Below are 24,321 nucleotides of genomic sequence, written 5' to 3'. Positions count from 1 at the left end.
TAGGGTTTGTATTAAATGACAGCACCGAGTGGATGGCGAAGAAAAGCGATTTTACTGTTTAAAAGTGAAAAACAATTAAATGCGGGAAAAATCGTCAAAACCTTTATGAATAAAAGCCTTGATGAGATGAAAGCCTCTCTAATCACAGATGCTATGTGCGATGCTTCAGCCTTAACGCATAAACCGCGAACCAATGATTTAACTGCTCATTTGGAGAATTTAAAACATCAGTTTATCGGGCAGTCAGAGCTTTGTTTTTATCATGCCACACTCGTAGTATTACTACGTCGCAATTATAAGCCCAAAGAAATTTTTTCTGAGTTTGAGCAGTTATGGAATACAGAAACAGACTATCTGTTAGAGCATTTGTCTTTACGCTGGGTTGTTTCTGCCTGTGACACCTTTGTTGATCATTCAACCGATAGCATCAGGGCTGCTATTTTGATGAACATCACTACGCTTGTGAATACTTTAAGAATTTATGAAACTAAACAGTTTTTGCTACAACCTGCTAATTCTGAATCTTTGCCCCTGCTCGACGACAATATTGAGGCATTTTATCGGAATGACATTCCTTTATACGACGGCTTGACTTATTTTCGTATTGGCTCTGATGATACTTTAAAAAACATGCGTAAGCGTTATGAGAGTTTTTATGGATCCGATAAGCTAGCGACGACAATGCTATTATCCGTTTTTGACAAGCTTCAAAAAAACAACAGTGCTTTTTCTACTATGCGCTCTTTACATAAAAGTAAAAACTCTGAGTGGTGGTTAGATTAAAATCAGTTACTAATACTACTGGATATATTTGAAATACTTATCTAATATAGCGCCAGAAAATCTCACCATTCGTGTTTTATTATTAAATTTACAGAGCTTTCCATGACTTCAGCTTCAACTCCATTATTCTTTGAAAAAATCAGTGCACCGGATAGCTTTATCGTATGTTGTTTTTATACCGACAGTTATCGCAGTCATGCTTTAAATCTAAAGCAATCGCTCGATGAATTTAACCTCAATTACTACTTTAAAGAAGTGGAAGATGCGGGTTACTGGGAGGCAAATACTCGTATCAAACCACACTTCATTTTAGAATGTCTAAAAAAATTCCCTAATAAAAATATTTTATATTTAGATGCCGATGCACTGGTCAAAAAACCTTTAGATTATTTTAATACTATTGATGCTGATGTCGCATTTTATAAGACTAAAGGACTGCCGGGCATGTCGCACGACTATCTGGCTAGTACTATGTTTTTTAGCAATACTGCCAATACTATGGCTTTAGTAGAACAATGGATAACCGAACAAGTAGACGGCAAACAAACTCAAGTAGATCAAGACAGTTTGGATGTCGCTATGGAGAAGCTTGGCGACACCTTAACCGTAGAAGCACTCAATCCCGGTTATATAAAAATATTCGATAAAGACTATGATGGTGATATTTATATTGAGCAATATCAGGCCAGCCGTGGTCATACCAAGCTTAAGCGGCAAAAAATACGACAGCGTAATAGATTTATAGGCGGTATCGTATTGTTAATTGTTATAGCTATCGGTATTTTATTAAATAAATAACTATTGTCTAGAGTATATCCTAATTTTGAAAATACCAGAAAAGGTTGGGTAAGTTTTTTTGAGTTAAGAGCTTACCCTAAACACGGTTAAATACTCATTACTTAGCCTATGTTTGTTTAGCAAAGCTTTCTGCAAACGCTAAATATTTTCTAGCGATGGGAATAGGTAGAAGTGCTTCATTAAAAGGAGCAGAGAATTGTTGTGAGTCTTTCATAGCTTGGTTTAACTTCTCACTGATAAGGGTGATATCATCTGTTGGCATCAAATTCTTTTTTGGTAGTAACTCTTTGGGTCCAGATTGACAATCGGTACTAACTACAGGTGTAGATAACGCTAGAGATTCTGCAATAACTAAAGCGAACCCTTCCCAATTAGAGGTTAATACTTTAAATCTAGCATGTTTAATATAAGGAAATACATTTTCACAAAACCCGAGAAGAACAACTTTATCTGACAAATCGAGATCTATAATTAATTGTTCTATTTCACCTTTAAGCTTACCTTGACCCGCTAATAACAATGGCAAAGACTGATCTGTCTGCGCATAAGCTTTTAATAGAATATCGTGGCGCTTTGCTTCCTTAAAGCTACCAACGTGAATGATATAGTCTTGATACTCTGGAATAAAAGCTTCAGCTAAATTCTGAATACCATCTCTATCAATTGGGTTATGAATAGCAGTTACTGGGTTACTCTCACCAAAATATCTTACAAAATCTTCTTTAACACCCTCGCTTACACACACGCAAGGATGTTTTGAATATCTATCTCTTAGTGTTAACTTCAAATTATCACTATCTGTTTCATTAAACTTATAATATAACGATAACGTATTATGGATAACATAAATAATATTTGGCAGCTTACTATAACAAAAAATACTGTCTGAACGCTCCAGATTAGATAAAAGCAAAGTAGGCTGACCAATATTCTTAAGAATATAGTTGTCTACTTTTTTGGCAATAACTGAATAGCGTATCTTACCTTTTGGTAACCAACGATAACGCTCGTAGTCTATTAAATGATAAGTTAAGTTTTCATCTAACGTAAACTCTACTTTAGCATTAAATCGCAATACATGAACATCAAAGCCTAATTGATGAAAAGCTGCCCCTATTGTTAAAACAAATCGCTCGGCACCCGCGCCTTGTAGAGAGTTGATAGATAGGACAATCTTATCTTTTTGTGACGCCATAGCACGCATCAAGTATCCTCAATCGTTTTTTATAAAGTTGCATGCTACCTGCATTTCAATATTATTGACAGTTTATAAGTTAAATAAACGCGAAAAAAATGACTTACCATCTTTTCGACGGGTTATTTTATTACCCTTATAACGCTTATGCGTTTTTTTCGGAAAATGACCAAACGGCGAGACGCGGTAATCATCTAGTTTATATCCAGCAGCAAGTGCTTCATTATAATAACTATCAAATAATTCACTAAGCTCAGTTCTTGGATGTGGCATTATTTTACCATCGAACCAATGTTTAAACCCCTCCTCCTCGACTCTTGCAAGCGCGTATTTATGACTAAACTGCGTGCCCATGTCTGAATAATGTAATATCTTAATCTGTTCTAATGCCAAGTCTTCACCATCGATACAATTATAGCTATCTTCATAAGGTTCAACGAGTTGAGGGTTAAACTTAATTAAATCCATCATTTTTTGATGACTATCAACATCTTGTCTAAGCTGGTCAACTGGCAGTATCTTGCTTTTCGCTTTGGTACAATCCCATAGGCAGGTACATAACCTCGTCATATCAGCATTCGTTTTAGCAGCTACGATAGCTTGGCCTTCAATAGGATGTTGCCATAGTTGAGCCAAGTCGCTCAAGATGACCACATCGGCGTCCATATAAATTGCTCTGCCAGAATAGTTACAATATTCTGGAATTGCCCAACGGAATCCTGAAAAAGGGGTTGCCCACTTAGCCGTATTCCAACCTTCTCCTGTTTCAGTGTTAGAATACCAATAACTATCTGGATTGCGTGATAGCTGCATCCATATGATTTCGACTAGCGATTTGGTATGTTTACGAATACTATACTCTAAAACCATCATTTGCTCTAAATCACAGTTATTAGGATCGCACCCTACAAAAACTTTGATAATCTCATCACTCATAATTAAATCCTAATAATTAAGTATAATAAAAATTATTATATGTTAATGGTTTTTAATAACGAAAAACTCATAATACGACAGATAAAAATCGTGCCCGACTATGCCTATCTATCAATTGTCTCTATAATACGGAAAAACTTATAGACCAGACTTACTTTAAGTTGGTTGTATTATTATAAGGCTCGTATTATGACACCCGCTGAACAATCGTCCTCTTATGCTCAGCCTATAAATAATGGCATGGATATTCTCTCTAAACAACAGCCTGAAAAACCTAAATCTTGGCGCGGGTTTGGGTTGTTTTTAATGGCTTACTTTTTGGTTTGGTCTATCACTCCAAGCTTTCTAGCCAGCAGTGTACCCTTCGATGTTAGCGAGGGTATAAATTGGGGCAGCGAATGGCAATGGGGCTATTATAAACATCCCCCATTATCGTCATGGATATTATACAGCTTTTATCAATTGTTTGGTCATGTTGGCCCTTATTTACTCAGCCAATTATCTGTCTTACTGACCTTAGTCCTAATTTATCAGTTAGGTAAGAAGATTTGGTCACCAACCACCGCTCTAATCGGTAGCGCGTTAACTTTAGCGGTTCTGTACTACACTTACCCTAGCCTTGAGTTTAATCACAACGTCGCTCAGTTTCCCATTTGGGCAGGGTTGTACTTAGCGTTTTATCAATCTTTGACTCAAAACCGTCTCAGAGATTGGATATTACTGGGTGTGATTGGTGGACTTGGCATGCTAACCAAGTACACCGTGATATTCTTACTGATACCAATGGCATTCTATTTAATGCTGCCAAAACAGTGGCCATTATTAAAACAACCGAAACCGTGGATAGCGGCTTTTATTATGTTGGCTATCTTCGCACCGCATTTATATTGGTTAGCAACGCACGATTGGTTGCCGCTTAGTTATGCCAGTGGACGCTCGCAAGAGGTTGCTGCGGGGGCATATAACATCAAGCGGCATTTTAGCTGGATAGGATTTATCATTGCTCAGCTTGTCGCCCATATTCCGCTACTAATTATGCTTGCTGTTAATCGCAAGCGTTTATTAAAGACTGATGACTACAAGCACAGCTTACCGCAGGACGCAGGACTGCTTTGGTATATGTGGTTATCACCAATCGCGGTATTGGTTGTTTTAAGCTTGGTGTTTGGGGTGGGCTTGCGTGATATGTGGGGCATGCCAATGTGGGCACTGTCAGGGTTGCTCGCTGCCTCCTTGATAGCACCTGCCACTCAATTATTAACCGCCATCAAGCTACGAAAAGCTCTGACTATTTGGTTGTCCCTTGTTACCGTACTAATGGTAGTATATGTGGGCTTCGGCGACAAGATTCGTCATAAGCCTTCTCGTATGCAGTGGCCGGAGCAGGCATTGACAGTTCAAGCACAAACCACTTGGCAATCATTGAGTAGCTGTACACTTGATAGCGTTTCAGGTGATCGCTGGCTTGGCGCATTAGTGGCGATGAATAGCGGCTTTCCCTCACAAATGATATCCGGTCCTGCAAGCCACTCGCCCTGGATGAACACCCAGCGCCTACAAGAAAATGGTACGTTAGTCATGTGGCAAGAGGGCGAAGAAGATATCGTCCTACCGTTGCTTGATGATGTTGATGCTATTGCCACTACTGAAGTAGAGAATAGCCATAACAACGCTAATCCCTTAATTAAGCAGCAGGGTCAATGGCAGATTGATTGGCGTGACGGTAAGATAGAAAAGCCGTTATTGATAAACTGGTTGGCTTATGTTCCAAGTCGCTGCTTTCAGGATTCAGAATAAAGCCTTATTTTTCAGCGGCTGGTAAATAGCCATTTATATGAATAAAATAATTGAGTGTTTATGCTAGATCAGTTGTCACAATCTCGCCCTTATTTGTCGATTATTATGCCTGCGTACAACGATGCGGAAGCCTTACAAGTGTTTTTGCCAGAGGTCTTCGCCTTTACGCAGACACTACGCGCGCCAGTAGAGATAGCATCGGCCAAGCAAAATCTGGAGAGTTCAACAGCAAGAATAGCAAACTGTGAGATTATTATTGTTGATGATGGTAGCCGCGATAACTTAGTCGAGGTAGTCACACAGTTAATACCTACTCGTCCAGCAAATACAGAATTAGAGCTCATACGTTTATCGCGTAATTTTGGTAAAGAGCCCGCACTCAGTGCTGGTCTAGCAGCCGCGCGAGGCGAGATAGTTGCTATGATTGATTCAGATGGACAGCATCCTTTACCAGTATTAGCACAAATGCTAACGATGATTGAGCAATCGGATATTGATATGGTCGCGGGTATTCAAGCCAATCGCCCGCATGAAAGCCGGCTCGCAAAAACTTTAAAAGGCAGTTTTTATCATTTTATCCAGGACAGTCAGCGTTATGAGATTCGTCCTAATGCCGGTGATTTTCGGGTGATGAATCGCAAGGTGCTAAATGCTTTACGCTCATTACCCGAGCGCCAACGCTTTATGAAAGGCTTGTATGCTTGGGTTGGCTTTAATACGGTTTACTTGCCCTTTACCGCTGCCAATCGCGATACTGGTGAAAGTAAATTTAACTATGGCAGCTTGTTTGAATTGGCACTTGTAGGTATTACCTCCTTTTCTCAGCGACCACTGCGGCTGATTTCCCGCATAGGTTTTGCAGTCTCTGCATTGGCTTTTTTATACGGCTTATATATCGTGATAGATACCCTAATATTTGGTAGCGATGTCGCAGGCTGGGCAACGGTTGCCGCAGGAATTATGTTTTCTACTGGTATACAACTGGTTTGTATTGGCGTAATTGGCGAATATGTCGGTAGACTCTATGAAGAGGTTAAGCAGCGACCACTGTATTTAATCGATGAAGTCATCAATAGCAAGTCTGCGCATACTACTCATCAATACGCTGATAATTACCTACAGGCGACGGCCAAAAGTGCAATGGGCAAACCAGCTGATGAATAACACAGCAGAAACGCAATCGAATGCTATGCAAGCCCTTTGGTTTTTAGCCGTTGGCGCCAGTGCGGCTTTGGTTCATTTTTTAGTATTGGTCAGTATTGTTAATTTCACGACTGCCACGCCAGCATGGGCAAACGTAGGCGCTTTTTTAATTGCTTTTATGGTCAGCTTTTTCGGGCATTTTTATTTTACCTTTAAACAATCAGAGTATTCAAATAAGAGTATTCGGCCAAACAATAATCATATTCATAAAAAAAAGCATCTTCCTGCTTTAGGAAAATGGTTTAGTAGTTCCGCTGCAGGATTCATTGCCAATCAAGGCTTATTCGTTTTAGGGTTACGTTGGTTTGGCGAGCAGTATTATATAGTGATATGGCTACTGGTCACGGGTGTTATTACCGTTATGACCTTTGCCTTGGGCAAGTTTTGGGCATTTAAATCATGAGCCATCCTCATTATAAAGAGCAAGCTGCTGCGCTATCTAACCATACCCGCCCTGTGATTATTAACGTTGATGATTTAGGACTGTCGACTGCCGTCAACGATGCGGTCATTCATCTTGCTGAACTTGGACGTATTGGTGCCAGCAGCTATATGGTTGGCGGTACAATTACGGATAGCAATATCAATCGTCTGAACCAACTCAATGTCGATATTGGCTTGCATTTAGATCTGACGGGTATATTTGCTTCCGCTCTGCGTGGTTCATTGAAATCAATCATTATCGCAAGCTACTTGCGTCGTTTGAATCCCATGCAAGTAAGCGATGTTATTAAACAGCAATTAGATGGATTTGAAGAACGCTTTAATCGTGCGCCTGTATTTATTGACGGACATCAACATATTCATCAGTTTCCTGTTATTCGTAAGAGCTTGATTAAAGAGCTAACTAACCGCTATAGTGATGAGATAGCAAAAGACATGCTGAGCGCACGCGTTACTACACCGCTTATCAATGACGTAAAGTCTTGGATCATTTATATACTAGGTGGTTATGCTTGGCGAAAATCTTGTCAGCATCATCAAATTCTAACCAATGATAAATTTGGTGGGGTTTATGGTTTTGATGCTGATCTTCAGCAATTAGCAATATTATGGAAAAAGTGGCTGCAAGCTGCACCCTGTCATACAGCTAACGTATCACCTACACTGATTATGTGTCATCCTGCTGTTCCTGAAAGTAGAAGTAATAGCTGGCAGGATGACATCAAAGCGGCTCGTGAGATTGAGTATAAGTGGTTAATCAGTGACGAGTTTGCAGAGTTATTAGCTCAGTATGAAGTAAAATTGATGCGCTGGTCAGATATAACATTAACCTCTTGAACCTTTAATAATTATCAAAGTCATAATAAAAGTGACGCAATGATAAAGAGAAAAAAGCTAAGATTGTTTCAGTCTTAGCTTTTTTATTTCATACAATATAGTTTTAAAAATAAAATGCAGTTTTAAAAATTAATCAATAAAGCTTAACCAATCCATATACTGCTCATTACGGCCATGTACTACATCAAAGTATAAGGTTTGCAATTTCTCAGTCAATGGACCACGGCCCCCATTACCGATGACGCGGTCATCGTATTCACAAATAGGCGTCACTTCAGCCGCGGTACCTGTCATAAAGATTTCATCTGCTAAGTAAAACTCATCACGAGTGATACGGCGCTCAACGACTTTGATACCCAAATCATCAGCGAATTGAATGATAGTGCGGCGAGTGATACCGTCAAGCGCACCGCCGCCCAAATCTGGGGTATGCAGTACACCATCTTTGACTAAGAACAAGTTCTCGCCCGCGCCTTGGCAGACATAACCTTGTGGGTCCATTAAAATAGCTTCGTCATAACCATTACGCGTGACTTCTTGGTTGGCCATGATAGACACTGGATAGTTGCTTGATGCTTTAGCTTTACACATGGTCACGTTGGTCATGTGATGGGTAAATGATGACGTTTTTACACGGATACCGTTTTTGATACCGTCTTCACCAAGGTATGCGCCCCAATGCCAAGCAGCAACCATGGCATTGATACTATTGTCACGCGATGATAGACCGAGTTTTTCGGCGCCAACCCAAATAAGCGGACGAATATAGGCTTCTGCCAAGTTGTTTTGCTTAACCACATCTTTTTGTGCTTGCTCAAGTGCCGCTGCATCAAAAGGCACATTCATTTGGAAGATTTTGGCAGAACCTAATAGACGATCGGTATGGTCTTTTAAGCGAAAAATTGCGGTGCGATTGTCAGCAGTTTGGTAAGCACGTACGCCTTCAAACACCGCCATGCCGTAATGCAGGCTATGCGTAAGCACATGAACCTTGGCATCTGGCTGTTCAATCATCGTGCCATTCATCCAAAGCTTACCTTCTTGTGTTGCCATATTCATTTAATAGTCCTTATGCTAGCGCTGACGTCTAACTTTTCTTGTTGAGTGTTAATGGTTAAATAAGTGTTTTAAGTAAAATTGCCTGCTGACACTGAGTGCCTATTTTTAGATGCAATTTCAAATGCAATTTTTCTATCTGCAAATTTAAGGTGCCAGTGATTATAGCACCGGCACGAGAGGCAAATACAATATTTTAGTTTATCACTGCATGGCTTTTATTCATATACCATTCGTTACAATGGCTATCAAAGCCCTACGCTTATTGCATTGAACTTATAACGTCGCATCATTGTTTTATGGCAGGATTATTCAGCAGATTCTACGCCCATCAAATGCTGCCACTGCGCTTGTACCAGTGCTCGCGTTTCTGTCCATAATGACTCATCAACCAGTAATGACTGCTCTGACAATGCCAATTGATGCGTCGCGGCGCGGATGCGTAAGTAAGCATCGGTCAAATCCTGACAAATCTTTGCCTCCCAAATACCCAAAGTCGCCATCTCTTCAAAAATACGCACGTTATCACTCCATTTGGTCAAGCTTGGATGCTCGTGCGAATAAGCCAATACCGCAAACTGCGCGAGAAACTCAATATCGACAATGCCGCCCGCATCTTGCTTAAGGTGAAACTTGCCCGCTTGCTGCTGGTGCTGACTGGTGCCCAGATGCTTTTGCATTTTAATACGCATACTGGTGACTTCGATACGGACTTGCTCAATGGTACGCGGTAGCGCCAAAACGGTACGGCGAATGTCACAAAAACGGGCGGTCACGCGCTTATCACCGCAGATAGCCCGCGCCCGTACCAATGCTTGATGCTCCCAAGACCAAGCCTTCTCAAGCTGGTAGGTTTCAAACGCATGACAAGAAACCACCATCATGCCCGCATTGCCCGAGGGACGCAGGCGCATATCGACTTCATAAGCACGGCCATCACGGGTTTGGGTATTAAGATAAGTCATCAGCTTTTGTGCCAAACGGGCGGCAAACTTCATACCACTGACCGATTTTTCACCCGTGGTCATGCCCTGCTCTTTTATTTTATGCAAAAACACCAAGTCTAAATCTGATGAATAGGATAACTCAAGCCCGCCAAGCTTGCCGTAACCAATGATGGCAAAGCCGCAATCCGCTTCAGTGACCGGATCGCCATCTTGACCAATTGGGTAACCATAACGTTTGACGATTTCGGCAAAGGCGCGCTCAAGCGCCGCTTCTAACACCACAGCGGCAATATAAGTCAGTGAGTCTGACACTTTCATAATTGGTCGCTCTGCCAGCACGTCACTGGCAGCCACTGCGAGCACTTGGTTCTTTTTAAACAATCGCAGTACGCTCAGCAGTTCTTCTTCATCGTTCGGCTCTACGCGCAACAACTGCTGGCGCAAAATATCACGCAGCTCACGCTTGTCTGGCAGATGTCGATAGCGCTGCTGCAAAAACGTGTCTAAAAGTACCGGATAATGCGCCAACTCCTTAGCAATCCAAGGGCTGGCTGACAACATCGGAATCAGCTCAACGGTGGCATTGGGGTTTTCTGCAATCATTACCAAATAAATAGAACGGCGGCAAATGGCTTCTAGCAAATTTATTAAACGCGGCAAAGCGATATTAGCAAGTTGCTGCTGCTCTTCATGGACAAGGAGCGCGTGGACAATCACAGGATACGCATCATCCAAACGCTCACGCGCTTCATCGCTCAAATTGGCGACCATTTTTGACTGCCAAAAACCTTGTAAACGCTCACGATTTTCTTCAGTTAATACCTCATTTAAGCGCGCAATCTGCTCGTTTAGATGTTCAGGCTCAAACTCATCATCGTCTTGATCGGGTATCTGCCGTTCGGTAACCATACGCTCAAACGGCACATTGACATGATAGCGGTGATCATTCAGCGTCGCTAATAACCCTGTCCAATCATCAAAGCCAAGGGTAATGGCCAAATTATGCTGCCACTCTGGGTCATGCGGTAAGCGCTGCGTTTGCTGATCGTTAATCGCTTGAATACCGTGTTCAAGGCGCCGTAAAAAACGATAAGCAGCCTGTAGCTCTTGATAAGTAGTTTCTTCTAAATACCCAAGTTGACACAGTGCCTGCATCGCTGCCAAACAAGACTTAACCTGTAACTGCGGATGCCGACCACCATAAATCAGTTGAAAGGCTTGGACGATAAACTCAATGTCTCTGATACCACCTGCGCCAAGCTTGATATTATCTAAGTCTTCGCGCTGAGCGACTTGATTTTGAATCAGAGACTTCATCTCTCGCAAAGCTGAAAAAGCACTATAATCAACGTAATAACGAAACACAAAAGGCTTAATCAGCGCTTGTATGTCGTCAAAAAACGGCTGCTCGATGTTCCCAACCACACGCGCTTTGAGCCAAGCAAAACGTTCCCATGCCCGCCCATGCTGGGCAAAGTACTTCTGCAATGCGGATAAATGAATCGCCAAATCGCTGCCATCGCCCCACGGACGCAAACGCATATCGACCCGAAATACAAAACTATCAGCGGTATTATTATCGAGCAGCCTAATAATGCCTTGTCCAAGCCGGGTCATAAAACGCTTATTATCAATACTGCGCGTGCCTTTTGCTTTGTCACCGTCCGTTTCACCGCGCGCCTGATGGACGAAAATCAGGTCGATATCACTGGATAAATTCAGCTCATGCGCGCCAAGCTTACCCATTGCCATAATCGCCATATCATCGATTTGCACATTACCTTTGGCATTAATAAAGGTCGGTTGCCCATACTGCACAATCAGCTGCTGATAGGTATAGTCTTTGGCAAATAAAATACAGCCATCGGCAAATTCAGACAGCTCATCGGTCAGTTGCTCAAGCTCAATCATGGCCAAGGCATCTTGCCAAATCCAGCGCATCATTAGCAGCATACGCAAATGCCGCAAACCACTCATTACCTTGTCTTCATTGGCGAGCTGATAATTCTCATCCAACGTATAATCTTGAATCAAATCATCAATTTGCTGGCGCGTTAACGTGCTCTCTAGCGGATAACTGCGCAAAAACGTCTGGCAAGCGCCCGTTCGACTTTGCCAAACCTGATAGGCAAACTCGCTGGCAGTCTGTAGCACTTGCAGCTGCTCTGGGCTAGGCTGAAAGCCTGTACTACTAGGCATGGTAGATAGCATAACGACGACAACTCCTTGCAGCATAAAGCTATAAAAACCACATCAATCGCAAAAATTATTTTTACAATATTAACGCGGCTATAAACAATCTTATTTTAGGATTTTTATAGTAGCATAAATCCTCAGCCATGCTACTGACAGCACTTTACTGATTAAGAACTGACGAACATAAGAAAGTTTTGCGAATAATGCTACAATAGCCAATACTTAAAAGGACTTAAAACCTAAACCTAGAAATCTTGAGTTTTAAACACTTTGGGTCTTAAAAATCTTGAGACGCTGTGTTTTTTCTTTATCCTCATTCATCATAAGTGACACTGCGATTATGACGACCACGACCCCGCTATTATTAATTACTGCTGATCCCAGCCATCCGCTGGCACATCTAGCGTTACGCTATGCGCGTACCTATCTCGCAAACACTGACACAAATAATAATGACACGAACAATAATAATGAGACCGATAGCAGCGATAACAATGAAAACGCACCTGCGCCATTGAATATTTTTTTCTATGCCGATGCCGCCAATACCGCCAATCGCTTGCGCTGGCAGTCAGCAGACCAGATGAATATCACTAAAGAGTGGCAAAAGCTTGCTGAGCAATATCAATTGACGCTGCCCGTTTGCGTCAGTACGGCGCTTAGCCGCGGTATTTCAGATAGCGAAAATAGCACCCGTCATCAGTTAAATAGTGAAAATCTGGCCGCTGGTTTTAAGCTGGTTGGACTGAGTGAGCTTGCCATGATGATGCAAGGTAACTGTCGTTTGCTGCAGTTTTAAACAGCGTTTTGCATGACAACTCACTGTCAAAACAGCCAACTTAACAATAACCAGATGAATAATAGTGGTTGGCGATAATCAGATTAGGAATACATCATGAAATTACTCATTCGCTTGCACACAGCTACCGAGATGGTAAGTTATGAAGGCTGCGCGCTGGCTTTAACGTTAGCGACTTTTGGTCATGAGGTGCAGCTATATTTGGATGCGTCTGTCTTTGGTTTTTTAATGCAGCCTGAATCACGTTTGCATGGCATGATTCAGTCGCTTGAGTTATATGATATGCCAGCCGCTTGGTTACCGGACGATGTGTTTAGCGGTTGGATCGCGGGTATGTTACCGGCAGATTTGGCGACGCAGCTGACCTTGATACCAGAGGTGGTAAATTCGCAAGAATTTGACCAGATTTTGGTCTTTTAGTAGCAACTTTTTGGGCTAGGACGAATTTACATTGTTAATATTTATTTAAATATACCCCACTCTCAACTTATTTTTCTAAGGTATTGGTTTACTTAGTTTTTAAAATTTCAGTTAAAACAATTAAAATTTTAAATTCTATAAAAATCAAAAGCCTACGATAAGTTGAGATTGGCGTTTAAATATGACAATAAATACAGTAAGTAAGCGGACACGATTATGGCAACTTTATACCAATTACATAGCAGCATGGATACGCTCAGACGCAGCACAGAACAAATGACATCGACGTGGCGTGCGGGTGACAGCATTATATTACTGGGTACAACGGTCGCTTTTATTGACTGGTTTAATGCTTATTTGGAAGACCTTGAGCACATTGAAACAAAAGAGGTAGCGGCAATTTATGCTCTCGCTGAGGACGTAGCGCAGCTGAACGATAATACAGTAGCAAAGCTCAATTTATCCGCCAAATTAACGGCTATTTTGAGCGATAATGAATGGGTCGCCTTAACTCAAAATACTTATGCGAATGGCGCTACCTTTGATAAAGTGGTAACAATTGCTCTATGATGAATTCTAAAGATGATATTACACCTGCTGAGAAGATGACTGCAGTGGACTTAGACCAAGACGGGCATTTATGCGACCATACAGTTTGGACGCCTACGATTGCGCAGCAGCTCGCGAATACTCTAGATGTAACTTTAAATGCTGAACATTTAGCCATCTTACAGCAGGTACGCGCATTTTTTACCAAATTCAATCACGCGCCAGCGACCCGCCCGCTGATTAAATGGCTACAGCAAACCTTGCCTGAGCATGACATCAGCAATCAAAAGCTCCAGCAGTTATTTAGTACGGGTTTGGTTGCCCGTCATGTCAATCGGCTTGCTGGCCTGCCAAAACCGCCAAATTGTTTATAAAGCACGTGGTTTATAAAAAAAGCAGCAAAAAAGCGGTTAAAGAAAATGAAACGACTGATTTTCTTTAACCGCTTTTTTACCCAATTACCCTGCTAGCTTCTCTATCTCTACTCTATTTTGGGTCATAAACGGTCAAGGTGTCATAACCGATACTGCGACCTTCATCGCCGTCAAATCCTTGCTGTCGCCAAACTTCATACAAGCATATTGCCACGCTATTAGAAAGATTTAAACTGCGCGAATCCGCAAGCATTGGTAAGCGTAGCCAGTTATCAGCGCCGATATCGGTACGGATATCCTCTGGCAGCCCTGCCGTTTCAGAACCAAAAACCAGCGCCACATGATTTGAAGATGGACTATTAGACGCACTGCTATCTAAATGCTGAGTCGTTTGTCCGCTAAAATCATAGTCATAAAACGGTTTACTCAGCTTAGTCGTCAGTGCGGTGATAATCTCGCAACCAGCCGCTTGTAGCGCTTGCTTGGTCATTGCCCAATCGTCATGTACTTGCAGATGAGCGTATTCATGATAATCGAGACCTGCACGGCGTAGCTTCTTATCGTCGAGCTCAAACCCTAACGGCCTGACCAAATGTAGCTGCGCCCCACTATTGGCACATAAGCGGATAATATTGCCAGTATTGCTAGGCATCTTTGGCGCTACCAACACGATATGAATGGTCATACAAACTCCATAAATGATTTAAGCATTTTGTCTAAACGTATATAACAGACGTAATCAAAAGTTACAGTTTACTGCCAATAATTACATTTTGATACTGGGCACTGATTTTAACTTTGATTATCATGACCCTAATGGATAGCGAGATAATTTAAAAACATTGTCCTTGTATCCTGTAACCCCTCAGTGAAACTTATGTAAAACGCTAGGTTCCATTGTTATGACTTATAACACTCTATCTTTTTTGAGGAAAAAATTATGAAAAAATTAGTTATCGCTTCTTTGACTGCTATGTTTGTACTAACTGGTTGCAACACTTTTAAAGGTCTAGGTCAAGACGTATCAAGTGCTGGTGGCGCTGTAACTGGTACTGCACAAGAAGTACAAAACAAAATCTAAGCCTTTTTAGGCTTATATTAAAGAAGCTTATCATTTGGTAAGCTTCTTTTTTTGTCTGCACGCTTTATAAAAATACTCTTAAGATCTGATTAAGATATCTTCTACCCAACGCCGTTGGCTGTAAGTGTTCATTATCATCTACTAAAAGCCCTTGTTTAATAAGTTGATTTACTTCTAGGGCAATATTGTCATAGCTCAGCCCTGTTCGAGCTTCAAACAAAGACCATGTCACGCCTTCATGTAAACGTAAGGCATTAAGCATAAACTCACTGACCAACTCATCACGCGTAATTGCCAGCCAGCCGACCATTTTTGGCGCGCCCTCTTTTTTTATATTATTCATCGTGTCGATATCAAAAGTCATATAGTCTTTTGGCATACGAGATTTGCTAAAGCGATAAATACCCGTCTCTGTTGATACCTTTTTTAATACCTCATCAGACACTTTATCAGCCGTTAATGTTTGATTTCCATATCTATCATCAATGGTGACTTTACCGTGCGCACCAGCACCAATCGCTAAATAATCACCAAATTGCCAATAATTGACGTTATGACGGCAAGGTTTATCGGACGAGCCTGCCCAGGCCGACACTTCATAGTTGTCATAGCCCAAATGCTCAAGCAATGTCTGCCCCGCTTGCTCAATATCTGCCAAACTATCTTCATCGGGTAAAATCGGCTGACTGCGATAAAACACCGTATTTGGCTCAATGGTCAACTGATACCATGAAATATGAGTAGCACCTGCGTCATGTGCCATTTGAATGTCGTTCAGGGCTTCACTCATCGTTTGCTGCGGTAGCCCATGCATCAAATCGACGTTGACACGTTCAAATCCAGCGCGACGAGCGGCTCTAATGGCTGATAATGCTTGGGCGGGATTGTGAATACGCCCCAGCGTGGTGAGCTGGCCAGCAGCAAAGCTTTGTACGCCAATCGACAAACGATTGATGCCTACGTCTAAATACTGTGCAAATGGTGCATGCTCAAGGGTGCCTGGATTGGCCTCCATCGTCACTTCAATGTCACCGGCAAACTGAAAAATCTCACGCAAACCGTTAAATAAACGCTGATACTGGGCAATGGGCAGTAGCGACGGTGTGCCGCCACCGATAAATATTGAGCTGATTTCTCGTCCTTGGGTTAACGCTTGCTGTGACGCTGCATCAAGTAATAGCGTATCAACGTACTCATCGTACATAGATAGCTGACTGTCCATCGGCAGCTCATGCGAATTAAAATCACAATAAGGGCACTTTTTCACACACCAAGGAATATGGATATAAAGTGCTAACGGAATATCTTTCACTATAAGCGCACTTGTTTCGTTACGACTATTAGCGTCAAGATGATTCGAAAAATGAGAGGATTTGATATTTGACATAAGCGGACTTATCTATAAAGGAGTAGCTGCGGTCATCAGCAGAAAGTAGCGCTAGGATAACGGCTGGGCGTGCTAAAGAAAAGCCTAATCAGTATAAATTGGCCATAAAAGTATTGGGAACAATCGGCGTTTATAGCAATGGCCGATAGTGGTAATGCTAGATAAGCTAGATGACTACAAAGAATGAAAATAAATATGGAATAAAAATAGATGGTGGGCAACTTTTAAAGCCATCACTATGAAACCATTATGATTACATTAATAATTTTACAAGGATAAAGACTATGGCGTATTGGCTTATCAAATCTAATCCCCGCTGTTTTAACATAGGAGACTTACAAGGTGCAGGCACGGAGATGTGGGATGGGGTACGTAATTATCGCGCCCGCAACTTTATGCGTGATGATATGAAAGTTGATGACAAAGCATTTTTTTATCACTCTAGCGCCAAACCTTCTGGCGTCGCTGGTATCGTGACTATCAGTAAAGCTGGTTATCCCGACCCCACCCAGTTTCACCCCGAACATCGCCATTATGATCCTAAAGCAACTGAAGATGAGCCGCGCTGGTACATGGTAGATGTGACTTTTGAGCAGGCTTTTACGGATATACTGCCATTAGCGCAGCTTAAATTTTTGCCGGCGCTTGAGGATTCTTTATTGCTAAGAAAAGGCTGTGAGCAGCTGACCATTTTGCCGCTTGAACCCAAGCATTGGAAGACGATTATGGATATGGCAGAAGAGCTAAATCTGTTGCCAAATTCGCCTAGCGCCATTTAACCATAACGTAGGACTGGTAAATCATTAAAATTTGAAAAATACCAATCCTAATGCGAATTTAACAAAACTTTCTTATCTTGACCTCTCAATTCTACTTATGGATTGACGGGTCATTTTTCATTTTGGTCTTAACTGTTTAATTTTTTACTCTGTCGGCATGTTGTTATTAATAATCATTAAAAATGGACTTGCTCATATTATTTATCGGAGTATTATCATCGCACCAATCCTATTTCACTGTTTCGCTATTAACTTGTTGATGGCAGCATTTGCTCATCCACAATAATTACTGCAAAGAATAAAAAGTTGCTCATTATGGTTTTCCCATTGTCCTTTAGAGATTTTAAAAGTTACAGCTTACGCTTAGGCGTACTCGCCCTCCCCATCTTAATTACCCAGTTTTGCCAAGCAGCGCTTGGTGTCGTCGATGCCATTATGGCCGGTAAAGTCTCCGCCCTTGATTTAGCAGCCGTGGCCGTCGGCTCCGGTATTTGGCTGCCGCTATTTTTATTGGCAACGGGTATTTTGATTGCCACCACGCCGCTTATCGGCGAAGCCATCGGCCAAAACAATCATAGCCAAGTGCCGCATATTACCCAGCAATCGTTATGGACGGCCGGCGTCATTGGTATTATTGGCTTCATCATTGTCAATCTAGCGCCCAATATACTTGGGGCGATGGGCGTACCTGAAAACATTCAACCCATCGCTGCCCAGTATTTACATGGGGTATCGTTCGGTTTTCCGGCAATTGCAGTCTACGCAGTGCTGCGCAGTTATTGTGAAGCGCTTGGCCGACCAGAGCCGGTGACGGTTATTAGTATCATCGGACTGCTTGCCGATATTCCGCTTAACTATATTTTTATCCACGGTTTATTTGGTATGCCCGAGATGGGCGGCGCTGGTTGCGGAGTAGCAACGGCCATCGTACTTTGGATTAATGTCTTGCTATTGGCGACATATACCAGCTTTACTAAGCGTCAACAGTTTGCCAGTACGCGCTTCTTTTATGCTTTTGCCAGCCCTAACCGCACGCAAATTAAAAAACTATTAAAACTTGGCATTCCGATTGGTATTTCTATCTTTTTTGAAGCCAGCTTATTTAGTTTAGGGGCGCTAGTTATCAGTCCGCTCGGTGAGATTGCGACCGCTTCGCATCAAGTGGCACTTTCGGTGACCTCGCAGCTGTTTATGATTCCCATATCAGTTGCGATGGCGCTAACCATTATGATTTCTAACCGCTTTGGTGAAAAAAATCTGATGGCGCTGCGTCAAGTGTTAACTACAGGGCTTGTATGGACGGTTATCATTGCGCTGACGTCTATGCTCGGCGTTTGGTTATTTAGGCCGCAATTGGCGGCGGCATTCACCGATAATCCTGTGGTACGCGCGCAAGCCATGCACTTACTCATTTTTGCCCTCGCTTATCAATTATTTGATGGCTGGCAAGTCAATGTCGCTGGTATATTACGCGGTATGCAAGATACCACTGTGCCGATGTGGGTGACGCTATTTTGTTATTGGTTGGTTGCTTTACCGCTTGGCGTTTATCTCGTGCGCTTCACCGACGTTGGCGCACAGGGTTTTTGGATGGCTCTCATCACTGGGTTATTCTTATCGTCTATATTATTAAGTCTGCGTCTGTGCTATCAGCAAAAACGCTTGACAACATTATGGGCCTGATACTGTCATACGCTTGGTTCAAACGTAGCATCTAGTAACCATGACTGGCGCTACCTTATGACATCGACTATCATAAATCATTGAATATTTCTTACGCTTAAGCATGCTTACGTCATAATATGTAAAAAAACTCAGTTAACAACTGTACATCGATTGCTCATTGGCGTGAATATAGGTATCATTAGCAATTACCAATACAATATTTAGTTACACTATTTTTTTCTAGAAATTAGTACAAGGTAAAATTAAAATTATGGATATCGAAAAAATACGCACCCTGATCGCACTCATGGAAGAAAGTGAACTGGTTAATTTAGAAATCAGCTCAGATGACGAACACATTAGTTTGACTCGTCACTATGATGCGCCAGCACCGACGATGATGGCTGCGCCTGCCGCAGGTGCTGCACCTGTCGCTGCCGCCGCAAAAGCCGCTGTCAAAGCTGGCAGCGTTGAAACCTCGCCGATGGTGGGTGTTTATTATTCAGCGCCAAGTCCTAATGACCCGCCATTTGTAAAGGTCGGTCAAAAAGTGCAAGCAGGCGATACGCTTGGTATCATCGAAGCCATGAAAATCATGAATCCTCTTGAAGCGACTCAAAGCGGCGTCATTGATGAAATCTTAGTGGATAATTCTGAAGTGGTACAGTTTGGCCAGCCAGTCATACGCTATAAAGCGTAACGCTATCTACCAACCTTTACTTTGTAATGATTGAGACCTCGTTATTATTCATCGACATCAGCGCTCAATTTGTCTAAATTTGATGTAGCGCCCTTTGCTGTTACGATGTCCAAAATAGCGAGGCTATCAATGACTGCCGCTTCGACAAGGATGACCCCATGATAAAAAAACTGCTCATCGCCAATAGAGGTGAGATTGCCCTACGTATCGTTCGAGCTTGCAAGGCGCTTGGCATAGAGACCGTCGGCGTCTATTCAACGGCGGATGCCAATTTAATGCACCTACGCTTTGTTGATGAAGCAATCTGTATTGGCAAACCCAATGCCAACCAAAGCTATCTCGATATTAGCACCATTTTGACCGCCGCTGAAATCACTGGCGCTGATGCCATTCACCCTGGTTATGGTTTTTTGGCAGAAAATGCTGAGTTTGCTGAACGCGTCGAAGAAGCTGGCTTAACCTTTGTCGGTCCCAATGCTGACCACATTCGCTTAATGGGCAATAAAGTATCAGCCATTAATGCCATGAAAAAAGCAGGCGTACCAACAGTTCCTGGTTCAGTGGGTGCCGTCACTTTGCATAACGCTGAAGAGCAAGCGCGCAATATCGGCTTTCCGCTTTTGATTAAAGCTGCTTCTGGTGGCGGTGGCCGCGGTATGCGCGTTGTTGAACGTTTTGATGAGCTTATCGGCCAAGTACAAGCCGCCAAGCAAGAGGCTGAGCTATGGTTTGGTGATGATACCGTTTATATGGAGCGTTATCTCCAAAATCCGCGCCACGTAGAAGTACAGGTACTGGGCGATGGTAATGGCAATGCCATTCATCTGTATGACCGCGATTGTTCATTACAACGTCGTCACCAAAAAGTCTTAGAAGAAGCACCTGCCCCAGATATCCCTGACGATGTGCGTCAGCCTATTTTAGATGCTTGCGTCAAAGCTTGTGAGCTGGTCAAATATCGCGGCGCGGGTACCTTTGAGTTTTTATTTGAAAATAATGAATACTTTTTTATTGAGATGAATACCCGCGTGCAGGTTGAACATCCAGTCACTGAGATGATTACCGGTATCGATGTCGTCGTTGAACAGCTTAAAATCGCGGCTGGCTACGGTTTATCGTATCGTCAGAGCGAGATTGAAATTCAAGGCCACGCCATAGAGTGTCGTATCAATGCCGAAGATCCAGCGACCTTTATGCCTTGCCCAGGTACGGTCAATCAGTTGTTTGCCCCAAGTGGCGCGGGCGTGCGTTTTGACTCGCACCTCTACCCAAGTTATGAGATTCCAAGCTATTATGATTCCTTGATTGGCAAGCTGATCTGTCACGGTCAGACGCGTCAGCAAGCGATATCTAAAACCCTGCATGCGCTTGATGAATTGGTGATTGAAGGTATCAAAACCAATATATCCTTGCATCGTGATGTGATTTTAGCGGATGATAAATTTGTTAATGAAGCGCAAAACATTCATTATCTAGAAAGAGAGTTATTAACGTCTAATAAAGATAAAGCTGATTCTGCTTCTTAGTTAGTCTTAGTCTTTTTGTTTAAGCAGAAATTAAAAAAAACCGCTACCTAAAAGATAGCGGTTTTTTTATATGTCTAAATTTTATAAAGTGCTGCTTAAATTTTATAAATAACGCTAAGGTAATATTCTGGTGAAATTCATAAAGCATTCTGTACCCTCAGGATCGGCGCACCACTGCATTTTATTGCCTTCATGGTTCAAAAACGCTATTAATGCCTCGCCAGTTTGATCTACCTGATTGCCCGAGCAATCGACTTCGTTATTATCATAAACCGTTTTTAGCGCAATAATAGGTAAGCCTTCATCACGATGGGTGACTAAGTAGCGCCCGTAGGTCCACTCTTTACCACTAACTGCCCACATCTCATTATCGGCAGCAAAGTTATAAATCTCTCGACATTGAGTAGACTTAGCGGTTAACAGGTTTTTACTGCTAGTTGGCTGCACCTTGACGATACGCTTTTCATTTTGGGTCAACACGCCACCCTCAGCGCCAGTGCCTACTTTTGGTTCATCAATTTTGCCCAGCTCCATCTTTGACGCCGCTTGCTTAGCTTGCGCTTCTTTGGTCATGGTGATACCACTGTCTAAATCTATCTCCCACTGTCCGGCAATAGCGGGACTGATATGGGTGGTAACGGTAGGTTTGCTAACCGCTTCACCGTTCACTGGCAGTGACGCTAAAATAGAGGCCAATGAAAATGAAGCAAAAGATATAGGTTCCATAATTAACCTTTTTTAATATTATAATAATAAATAAGACGTACATTAGCGTAAGTCTTAGACACCAAAAACACAAGTAACATTATGCTATTAGTCGTACGACTTTGACCAACCCTGACCTCAACGTAAACCTTCATCAATAAATTCATGCCCAATATTGTTTTTAAAACTCACCTACCAAATATTAAGTGTATATACACAAAAATAACGCCATGGCTAATTTGCAAAAGCCATGGCGTTATAGATTAACATCGTAAATCGAACTATTTTATTATCGGCTAAAGGCGATATTAAGCAGCAACTGGACTAGCCGCTTGAGCAAAAGCAGACAATGCCCCTTTAAGCATCGCTGATACCGTGCTACTACAAGTGCCGATGCCTGAGTAAACATCACCGTCGACATTTAGTTGAATGTAAGCTGCGGCATTGGCGTTGGTTTTATTGTCATTGTTGGTATCATCATCGATACCATCACCGCTATTATGCTGCGGATTAATCGCGTGCTCAGCGTAGTTAATAACATGGATGGATTTACCAGTGTGTTGCGCAAGCCCATCAATAAACGATGACAAAGGACCATTACCGGTTCCGTCAATAGTAATGGTGTCGCCATTCATCTGTACTTGACCGTTAAAGTAGACCTCGCCGCCTTTGTTATTGACACTATAATCTAGAAGCTCGAAGCTGCCTTGCTGTAGATATGTCTCTTCAAAGGCTTGTAAGATTTCATCGTTTTGCAATTCACGAGCAGCGCTTTCCGCTTGTTTTTGGACCACGCCGCTAAAGTCAATTTGCATCCAGCGCGGCAAATTAAAGCCATAATTGCGCTGCAAGATATAAGCAACGCCGCCTTTACCAGATTGGCTATTGATACGGACCACATCTTGATAGCTGCGACCGATGTGCGCCGGATCAATCGGCAAATAAGCAACGTCCCAAACGTTATCGGTTTCATCTTGGTGTTTTTCATTGTAATCAAGAGATTTTTTAATAGCATCCTGATGTGAGCCACTAAAGGCGGTAAACACAAGCTCACCAACGTACGGATGGCGCGGATGTAGTGGCAAGTTATTACACTCGCTCACCACTTGTACAATCTCGCTCATATTACTAAAATCAAGCTCGGGGTCAATACCTTGACTAAACAAGTTCATCGCCATCACCATGATATCCATATTACCCGTACGCTCGCCATTGCCAAGCAAAGTGCCCTCGATACGATCGGCACCAGCAAGCACGCCAAGCTCGGCAGCCGCTACCGCACAGCCACGGTCGTTATGCGTATGTAAGCTTACGGTGACATGCTCACGCTTGGCAATATGACGACAAAAATACTCTACTTGGTCGGCAAATACGTTTGGCGTTGATGCTTCAACCGTCGCTGGCAAGTTTAAAATCACTTCTTGGCCGTTTTCAGGCTGCCAAACCTCACAAACTGCGTCACAGACTTCTACCGCATATTCAGTTTCCGTCTGGCTAAAGCTTTCAGGCGAATACTGAAATACCCATTCTGTTTCAGGGTACTTGGCCGCATATTCAACCAATAAATTAGCGCCAGCAATGGCTATTTCTTTAATTTCTGCTTTATCTTTAGCGTATACTTTTTCGCGTTGTACACGACTGGTTGAGTTATAGACGTGAACGATGGCACGCTTCGCGCCTTTTAATGACTCAAAAGTACGGGCAATCAAATGCTCACGCGCCTGCACCAATACTTGCAAGGTTACATCGTGAGGGACATGATTTTCTTCAATCAACTTGCGAGCAAAATCAAACTCTACTTGCGCCGCCGACGGAAAACCAATTTCAATCTCTTTAAAACCTACATCGACCAAGGTTTTAAAAAAGCGCATTTTTTGTTCAATGGTCATCGGATCAATCAGCGCCTGATTGCCATCACGCAGGTCCACGCTTGCCCAAATTGGTGATTTCTCAATCGTCTTGCTCGGCCATGTACGATCTGCTAGCACAGGAGCAAACGCAAATGGACGATATTTACGGAAATCAAAAGCGGCATTTTTTGGGGTGACTTTTGCAGGCGCGCGGTCTGCATTGCGTGTTGCTTGATTAGGCATAATCAATCCTTAGATAACATAAAGAGCTGAGTTGAAGTATAGTTTTAACTG

At 42.5% G+C, this 24,321-nt stretch carries 23 protein-coding genes; 15 read left to right on the top strand and 8 right to left on the bottom strand.

Annotated elements, in window-relative coordinates:
• Positions 1 to 15 precede the first annotated feature (15 nt).
• Together FOR85_RS04710 and FOR85_RS04705 are read left to right on the top strand one after the other, a co-directional pair.
• The gene (locus tag FOR85_RS04710) at positions 16 to 783 is read left to right on the top strand and encodes a hypothetical protein (RefSeq protein ID WP_144296934.1); all 768 of its coding nucleotides are present in this window, start codon (positions 16 to 18) and stop codon (positions 781 to 783) included.
• 102 nt (positions 784 to 885) lie between these two features.
• Positions 886 to 1,581 (top strand): putative nucleotide-diphospho-sugar transferase, encoded by a 696-nt coding sequence (locus tag FOR85_RS04705; RefSeq protein ID WP_144296933.1) that lies wholly within the window; start codon positions 886 to 888, stop codon positions 1,579 to 1,581.
• Between the two features lie 106 nt (positions 1,582 to 1,687).
• Here the strand turns inward: FOR85_RS04705 and FOR85_RS04700 are convergent, their stop codons facing one another.
• Positions 1,688 to 2,785, bottom strand: a complete 1,098-nt coding sequence (locus FOR85_RS04700; RefSeq protein WP_223808507.1) for a glycosyltransferase — start codon at positions 2,783 to 2,785, stop codon at positions 1,688 to 1,690.
• Positions 2,786 to 2,848: 63 nt separating this feature from the next.
• Positions 2,849 to 3,712 carry a glycosyltransferase gene (locus tag FOR85_RS04695; RefSeq protein ID WP_144296932.1) on the bottom strand — a complete coding sequence of 288 codons (864 nt, stop codon included), beginning with the start codon at positions 3,710 to 3,712 and terminating at the stop codon, positions 2,849 to 2,851.
• Between the two features lie 189 nt (positions 3,713 to 3,901).
• On the opposite strand from FOR85_RS04695, the gene FOR85_RS04690 reads away from it, so the two are divergent.
• The 4 genes from FOR85_RS04690 to FOR85_RS04675 are packed head-to-tail and all read left to right on the top strand — an operon-like array spanning position 3,902 to position 7,993.
• A complete protein-coding gene (locus tag FOR85_RS04690; RefSeq protein WP_144296931.1) occupies positions 3,902 to 5,509 on the top strand; it encodes a glycosyltransferase family 39 protein in 1,608 nt (535 codons plus the stop codon).
• A gap of 60 nt (positions 5,510 to 5,569) precedes the next feature.
• Complete coding sequence (locus FOR85_RS04685) at positions 5,570 to 6,673, top strand: glycosyltransferase family 2 protein (RefSeq protein WP_144296930.1); 1,104 nt, start codon at positions 5,570 to 5,572, stop codon at positions 6,671 to 6,673.
• Entirely contained in the window at positions 6,666 to 7,115 is a 450-nt protein-coding gene (locus FOR85_RS04680) for a GtrA family protein (RefSeq protein ID WP_190295497.1), read from the top strand. The genes FOR85_RS04685 and FOR85_RS04680 overlap by 8 nt, the downstream gene beginning before the upstream one ends.
• Positions 7,112 to 7,993 carry a ChbG/HpnK family deacetylase gene (locus FOR85_RS04675; protein WP_144296928.1) on the top strand — a complete coding sequence of 294 codons (882 nt, stop codon included), beginning with the start codon at positions 7,112 to 7,114 and terminating at the stop codon, positions 7,991 to 7,993. The genes FOR85_RS04680 and FOR85_RS04675 overlap by 4 nt, the downstream gene beginning before the upstream one ends.
• A 129-nt stretch (positions 7,994 to 8,122) precedes the next feature.
• Here the strand turns inward: FOR85_RS04675 and FOR85_RS04670 are convergent, their stop codons facing one another.
• Positions 8,123 to 9,052: a branched-chain amino acid transaminase gene (locus tag FOR85_RS04670; RefSeq protein ID WP_144296927.1), complete on the bottom strand. Its 930-nt coding sequence runs from the start codon at positions 9,050 to 9,052 to the stop codon at positions 8,123 to 8,125.
• A gap of 305 nt (positions 9,053 to 9,357) precedes the next feature.
• The gene (gene glnE, locus FOR85_RS04665; protein WP_144296926.1) at positions 9,358 to 12,207 is read right to left on the bottom strand and encodes a bifunctional [glutamate--ammonia ligase]-adenylyl-L-tyrosine phosphorylase/[glutamate--ammonia-ligase] adenylyltransferase; all 2,850 of its coding nucleotides are present in this window, start codon (positions 12,205 to 12,207) and stop codon (positions 9,358 to 9,360) included.
• A gap of 325 nt (positions 12,208 to 12,532) precedes the next feature.
• Between glnE and tusD the strand changes: the two genes are divergently transcribed.
• The 4 genes from tusD (at position 12,533) to FOR85_RS04645 (ending at position 14,334) form a co-directional block, all read left to right on the top strand.
• Positions 12,533 to 12,991 carry a sulfurtransferase complex subunit TusD gene (gene tusD, locus FOR85_RS04660; protein WP_144296925.1) on the top strand — a complete coding sequence of 153 codons (459 nt, stop codon included), beginning with the start codon at positions 12,533 to 12,535 and terminating at the stop codon, positions 12,989 to 12,991.
• A gap of 96 nt (positions 12,992 to 13,087) precedes the next feature.
• On the top strand, positions 13,088 to 13,411 hold the full coding sequence (locus FOR85_RS04655) for a hypothetical protein (RefSeq protein ID WP_144296924.1): 324 nt from the start codon (positions 13,088 to 13,090) through the stop codon (positions 13,409 to 13,411).
• 216 nt (positions 13,412 to 13,627) lie between these two features.
• Positions 13,628 to 13,981: a hypothetical protein gene (locus FOR85_RS04650; RefSeq protein ID WP_144296923.1), complete on the top strand. Its 354-nt coding sequence runs from the start codon at positions 13,628 to 13,630 to the stop codon at positions 13,979 to 13,981.
• A complete protein-coding gene (locus FOR85_RS04645; protein ID WP_144296922.1) occupies positions 13,978 to 14,334 on the top strand; it encodes a TusE/DsrC/DsvC family sulfur relay protein in 357 nt (118 codons plus the stop codon). Before FOR85_RS04650 ends, FOR85_RS04645 begins: the two co-directional genes overlap by 4 nt.
• Positions 14,335 to 14,446: 112 nt before the next feature.
• Here the strand turns inward: FOR85_RS04645 and FOR85_RS04640 are convergent, their stop codons facing one another.
• Positions 14,447 to 15,019 carry a tRNA (cytidine(34)-2'-O)-methyltransferase gene (locus FOR85_RS04640; RefSeq protein ID WP_144296921.1) on the bottom strand — a complete coding sequence of 191 codons (573 nt, stop codon included), beginning with the start codon at positions 15,017 to 15,019 and terminating at the stop codon, positions 14,447 to 14,449.
• A gap of 255 nt (positions 15,020 to 15,274) precedes the next feature.
• Here FOR85_RS04640 and FOR85_RS04635 point away from each other — a divergent pair, with 255 nt between their 5' ends.
• A complete protein-coding gene (locus tag FOR85_RS04635; protein WP_144296920.1) occupies positions 15,275 to 15,415 on the top strand; it encodes an entericidin A/B family lipoprotein in 141 nt (46 codons plus the stop codon).
• Positions 15,416 to 15,479: 64 nt separating this feature from the next.
• On the opposite strand, the gene hemW is transcribed toward FOR85_RS04635, so the two are convergent.
• A complete protein-coding gene (gene hemW / locus FOR85_RS04630; protein WP_144296919.1) occupies positions 15,480 to 16,802 on the bottom strand; it encodes a radical SAM family heme chaperone HemW in 1,323 nt (440 codons plus the stop codon).
• Between the two features lie 284 nt (positions 16,803 to 17,086).
• Here hemW and FOR85_RS04625 point away from each other — a divergent pair, with 284 nt between their 5' ends.
• The 4 genes from FOR85_RS04625 to accC all read left to right on the top strand — a co-directional run bounded on the left by FOR85_RS04625 (position 17,087) and on the right by accC (position 21,472).
• Positions 17,087 to 17,581, top strand: a complete 495-nt coding sequence (locus tag FOR85_RS04625; protein WP_144296918.1) for an EVE domain-containing protein — start codon at positions 17,087 to 17,089, stop codon at positions 17,579 to 17,581.
• 315 nt (positions 17,582 to 17,896) lie between these two features.
• Positions 17,897 to 19,264, top strand: a complete 1,368-nt coding sequence (locus tag FOR85_RS04620; protein ID WP_144296977.1) for an MATE family efflux transporter — start codon at positions 17,897 to 17,899, stop codon at positions 19,262 to 19,264.
• 253 nt (positions 19,265 to 19,517) lie between these two features.
• Positions 19,518 to 19,946: an acetyl-CoA carboxylase biotin carboxyl carrier protein gene (gene accB / locus FOR85_RS04615; RefSeq protein WP_144296917.1), complete on the top strand. Its 429-nt coding sequence runs from the start codon at positions 19,518 to 19,520 to the stop codon at positions 19,944 to 19,946.
• 158 nt (positions 19,947 to 20,104) lie between these two features.
• Positions 20,105 to 21,472 carry an acetyl-CoA carboxylase biotin carboxylase subunit gene (accC, locus tag FOR85_RS04610; protein WP_144296916.1) on the top strand — a complete coding sequence of 456 codons (1,368 nt, stop codon included), beginning with the start codon at positions 20,105 to 20,107 and terminating at the stop codon, positions 21,470 to 21,472.
• Between the two features lie 114 nt (positions 21,473 to 21,586).
• On the opposite strand, the gene FOR85_RS04605 is transcribed toward accC, so the two are convergent.
• Both FOR85_RS04605 and leuA read right to left on the bottom strand, forming a co-directional pair.
• Positions 21,587 to 22,198, bottom strand: coding sequence for a hypothetical protein (locus tag FOR85_RS04605; protein ID WP_144296915.1), 612 nt, complete (start codon positions 22,196 to 22,198; stop codon positions 21,587 to 21,589).
• 287 nt (positions 22,199 to 22,485) lie between these two features.
• On the bottom strand, positions 22,486 to 24,270 hold the full coding sequence (leuA, locus tag FOR85_RS04600) for a 2-isopropylmalate synthase (RefSeq protein ID WP_144296914.1): 1,785 nt from the start codon (positions 24,268 to 24,270) through the stop codon (positions 22,486 to 22,488).
• Positions 24,271 to 24,321: the final 51 nt, after the last annotated feature.

Origin of the sequence: Psychrobacter sp. YGAH215, from assembly GCF_007280595.1 — a bacterium.
GTDB lineage: Bacteria > Pseudomonadota > Gammaproteobacteria > Pseudomonadales > Moraxellaceae > Psychrobacter > Psychrobacter faecalis.
This window is presented reverse-complemented; position numbering and strand designations above follow the sequence as displayed.

Excerpts from the sequence above, each read along its gene's own strand:
- FOR85_RS04710 (WP_144296934.1), top strand. The coding sequence starts at position 16 with ATGACAGCACCGAGTGGATGGCGAAGAAAAGCGATTTTACTGTTTAAA.
- FOR85_RS04705 (WP_144296933.1), top strand. The coding sequence starts at position 886 with ATGACTTCAGCTTCAACTCCATTATTCTTTGAAAAAATCAGTGCACCG.
- FOR85_RS04700 (WP_223808507.1), bottom strand. The coding sequence starts at position 2,785 with ATGCGTGCTATGGCGTCACAAAAAGATAAGATTGTCCTATCTATCAAC.
- FOR85_RS04695 (WP_144296932.1), bottom strand. The coding sequence starts at position 3,712 with ATGAGTGATGAGATTATCAAAGTTTTTGTAGGGTGCGATCCTAATAAC.
- FOR85_RS04690 (WP_144296931.1), top strand. The coding sequence starts at position 3,902 with ATGACACCCGCTGAACAATCGTCCTCTTATGCTCAGCCTATAAATAAT.
- FOR85_RS04685 (WP_144296930.1), top strand. The coding sequence starts at position 5,570 with ATGCTAGATCAGTTGTCACAATCTCGCCCTTATTTGTCGATTATTATG.
- FOR85_RS04680 (WP_190295497.1), top strand. The coding sequence starts at position 6,666 with ATGAATAACACAGCAGAAACGCAATCGAATGCTATGCAAGCCCTTTGG.
- FOR85_RS04675 (WP_144296928.1), top strand. The coding sequence starts at position 7,112 with ATGAGCCATCCTCATTATAAAGAGCAAGCTGCTGCGCTATCTAACCAT.
- FOR85_RS04670 (WP_144296927.1), bottom strand. The coding sequence starts at position 9,052 with ATGAATATGGCAACACAAGAAGGTAAGCTTTGGATGAATGGCACGATG.
- glnE (WP_144296926.1), bottom strand. The coding sequence starts at position 12,207 with ATGCTATCTACCATGCCTAGTAGTACAGGCTTTCAGCCTAGCCCAGAG.
- tusD (WP_144296925.1), top strand. The coding sequence starts at position 12,533 with ATGACGACCACGACCCCGCTATTATTAATTACTGCTGATCCCAGCCAT.
- FOR85_RS04655 (WP_144296924.1), top strand. The coding sequence starts at position 13,088 with ATGAAATTACTCATTCGCTTGCACACAGCTACCGAGATGGTAAGTTAT.
- FOR85_RS04650 (WP_144296923.1), top strand. The coding sequence starts at position 13,628 with ATGGCAACTTTATACCAATTACATAGCAGCATGGATACGCTCAGACGC.
- FOR85_RS04645 (WP_144296922.1), top strand. The coding sequence starts at position 13,978 with ATGATGAATTCTAAAGATGATATTACACCTGCTGAGAAGATGACTGCA.
- FOR85_RS04640 (WP_144296921.1), bottom strand. The coding sequence starts at position 15,019 with ATGACCATTCATATCGTGTTGGTAGCGCCAAAGATGCCTAGCAATACT.
- FOR85_RS04635 (WP_144296920.1), top strand. The coding sequence starts at position 15,275 with ATGAAAAAATTAGTTATCGCTTCTTTGACTGCTATGTTTGTACTAACT.
- hemW (WP_144296919.1), bottom strand. The coding sequence starts at position 16,802 with ATGTCAAATATCAAATCCTCTCATTTTTCGAATCATCTTGACGCTAAT.
- FOR85_RS04625 (WP_144296918.1), top strand. The coding sequence starts at position 17,087 with ATGGCGTATTGGCTTATCAAATCTAATCCCCGCTGTTTTAACATAGGA.
- FOR85_RS04620 (WP_144296977.1), top strand. The coding sequence starts at position 17,897 with ATGGTTTTCCCATTGTCCTTTAGAGATTTTAAAAGTTACAGCTTACGC.
- accB (WP_144296917.1), top strand. The coding sequence starts at position 19,518 with ATGGATATCGAAAAAATACGCACCCTGATCGCACTCATGGAAGAAAGT.
- accC (WP_144296916.1), top strand. The coding sequence starts at position 20,105 with ATGATAAAAAAACTGCTCATCGCCAATAGAGGTGAGATTGCCCTACGT.
- FOR85_RS04605 (WP_144296915.1), bottom strand. The coding sequence starts at position 22,198 with ATGGAACCTATATCTTTTGCTTCATTTTCATTGGCCTCTATTTTAGCG.
- leuA (WP_144296914.1), bottom strand. The coding sequence starts at position 24,270 with ATGCCTAATCAAGCAACACGCAATGCAGACCGCGCGCCTGCAAAAGTC.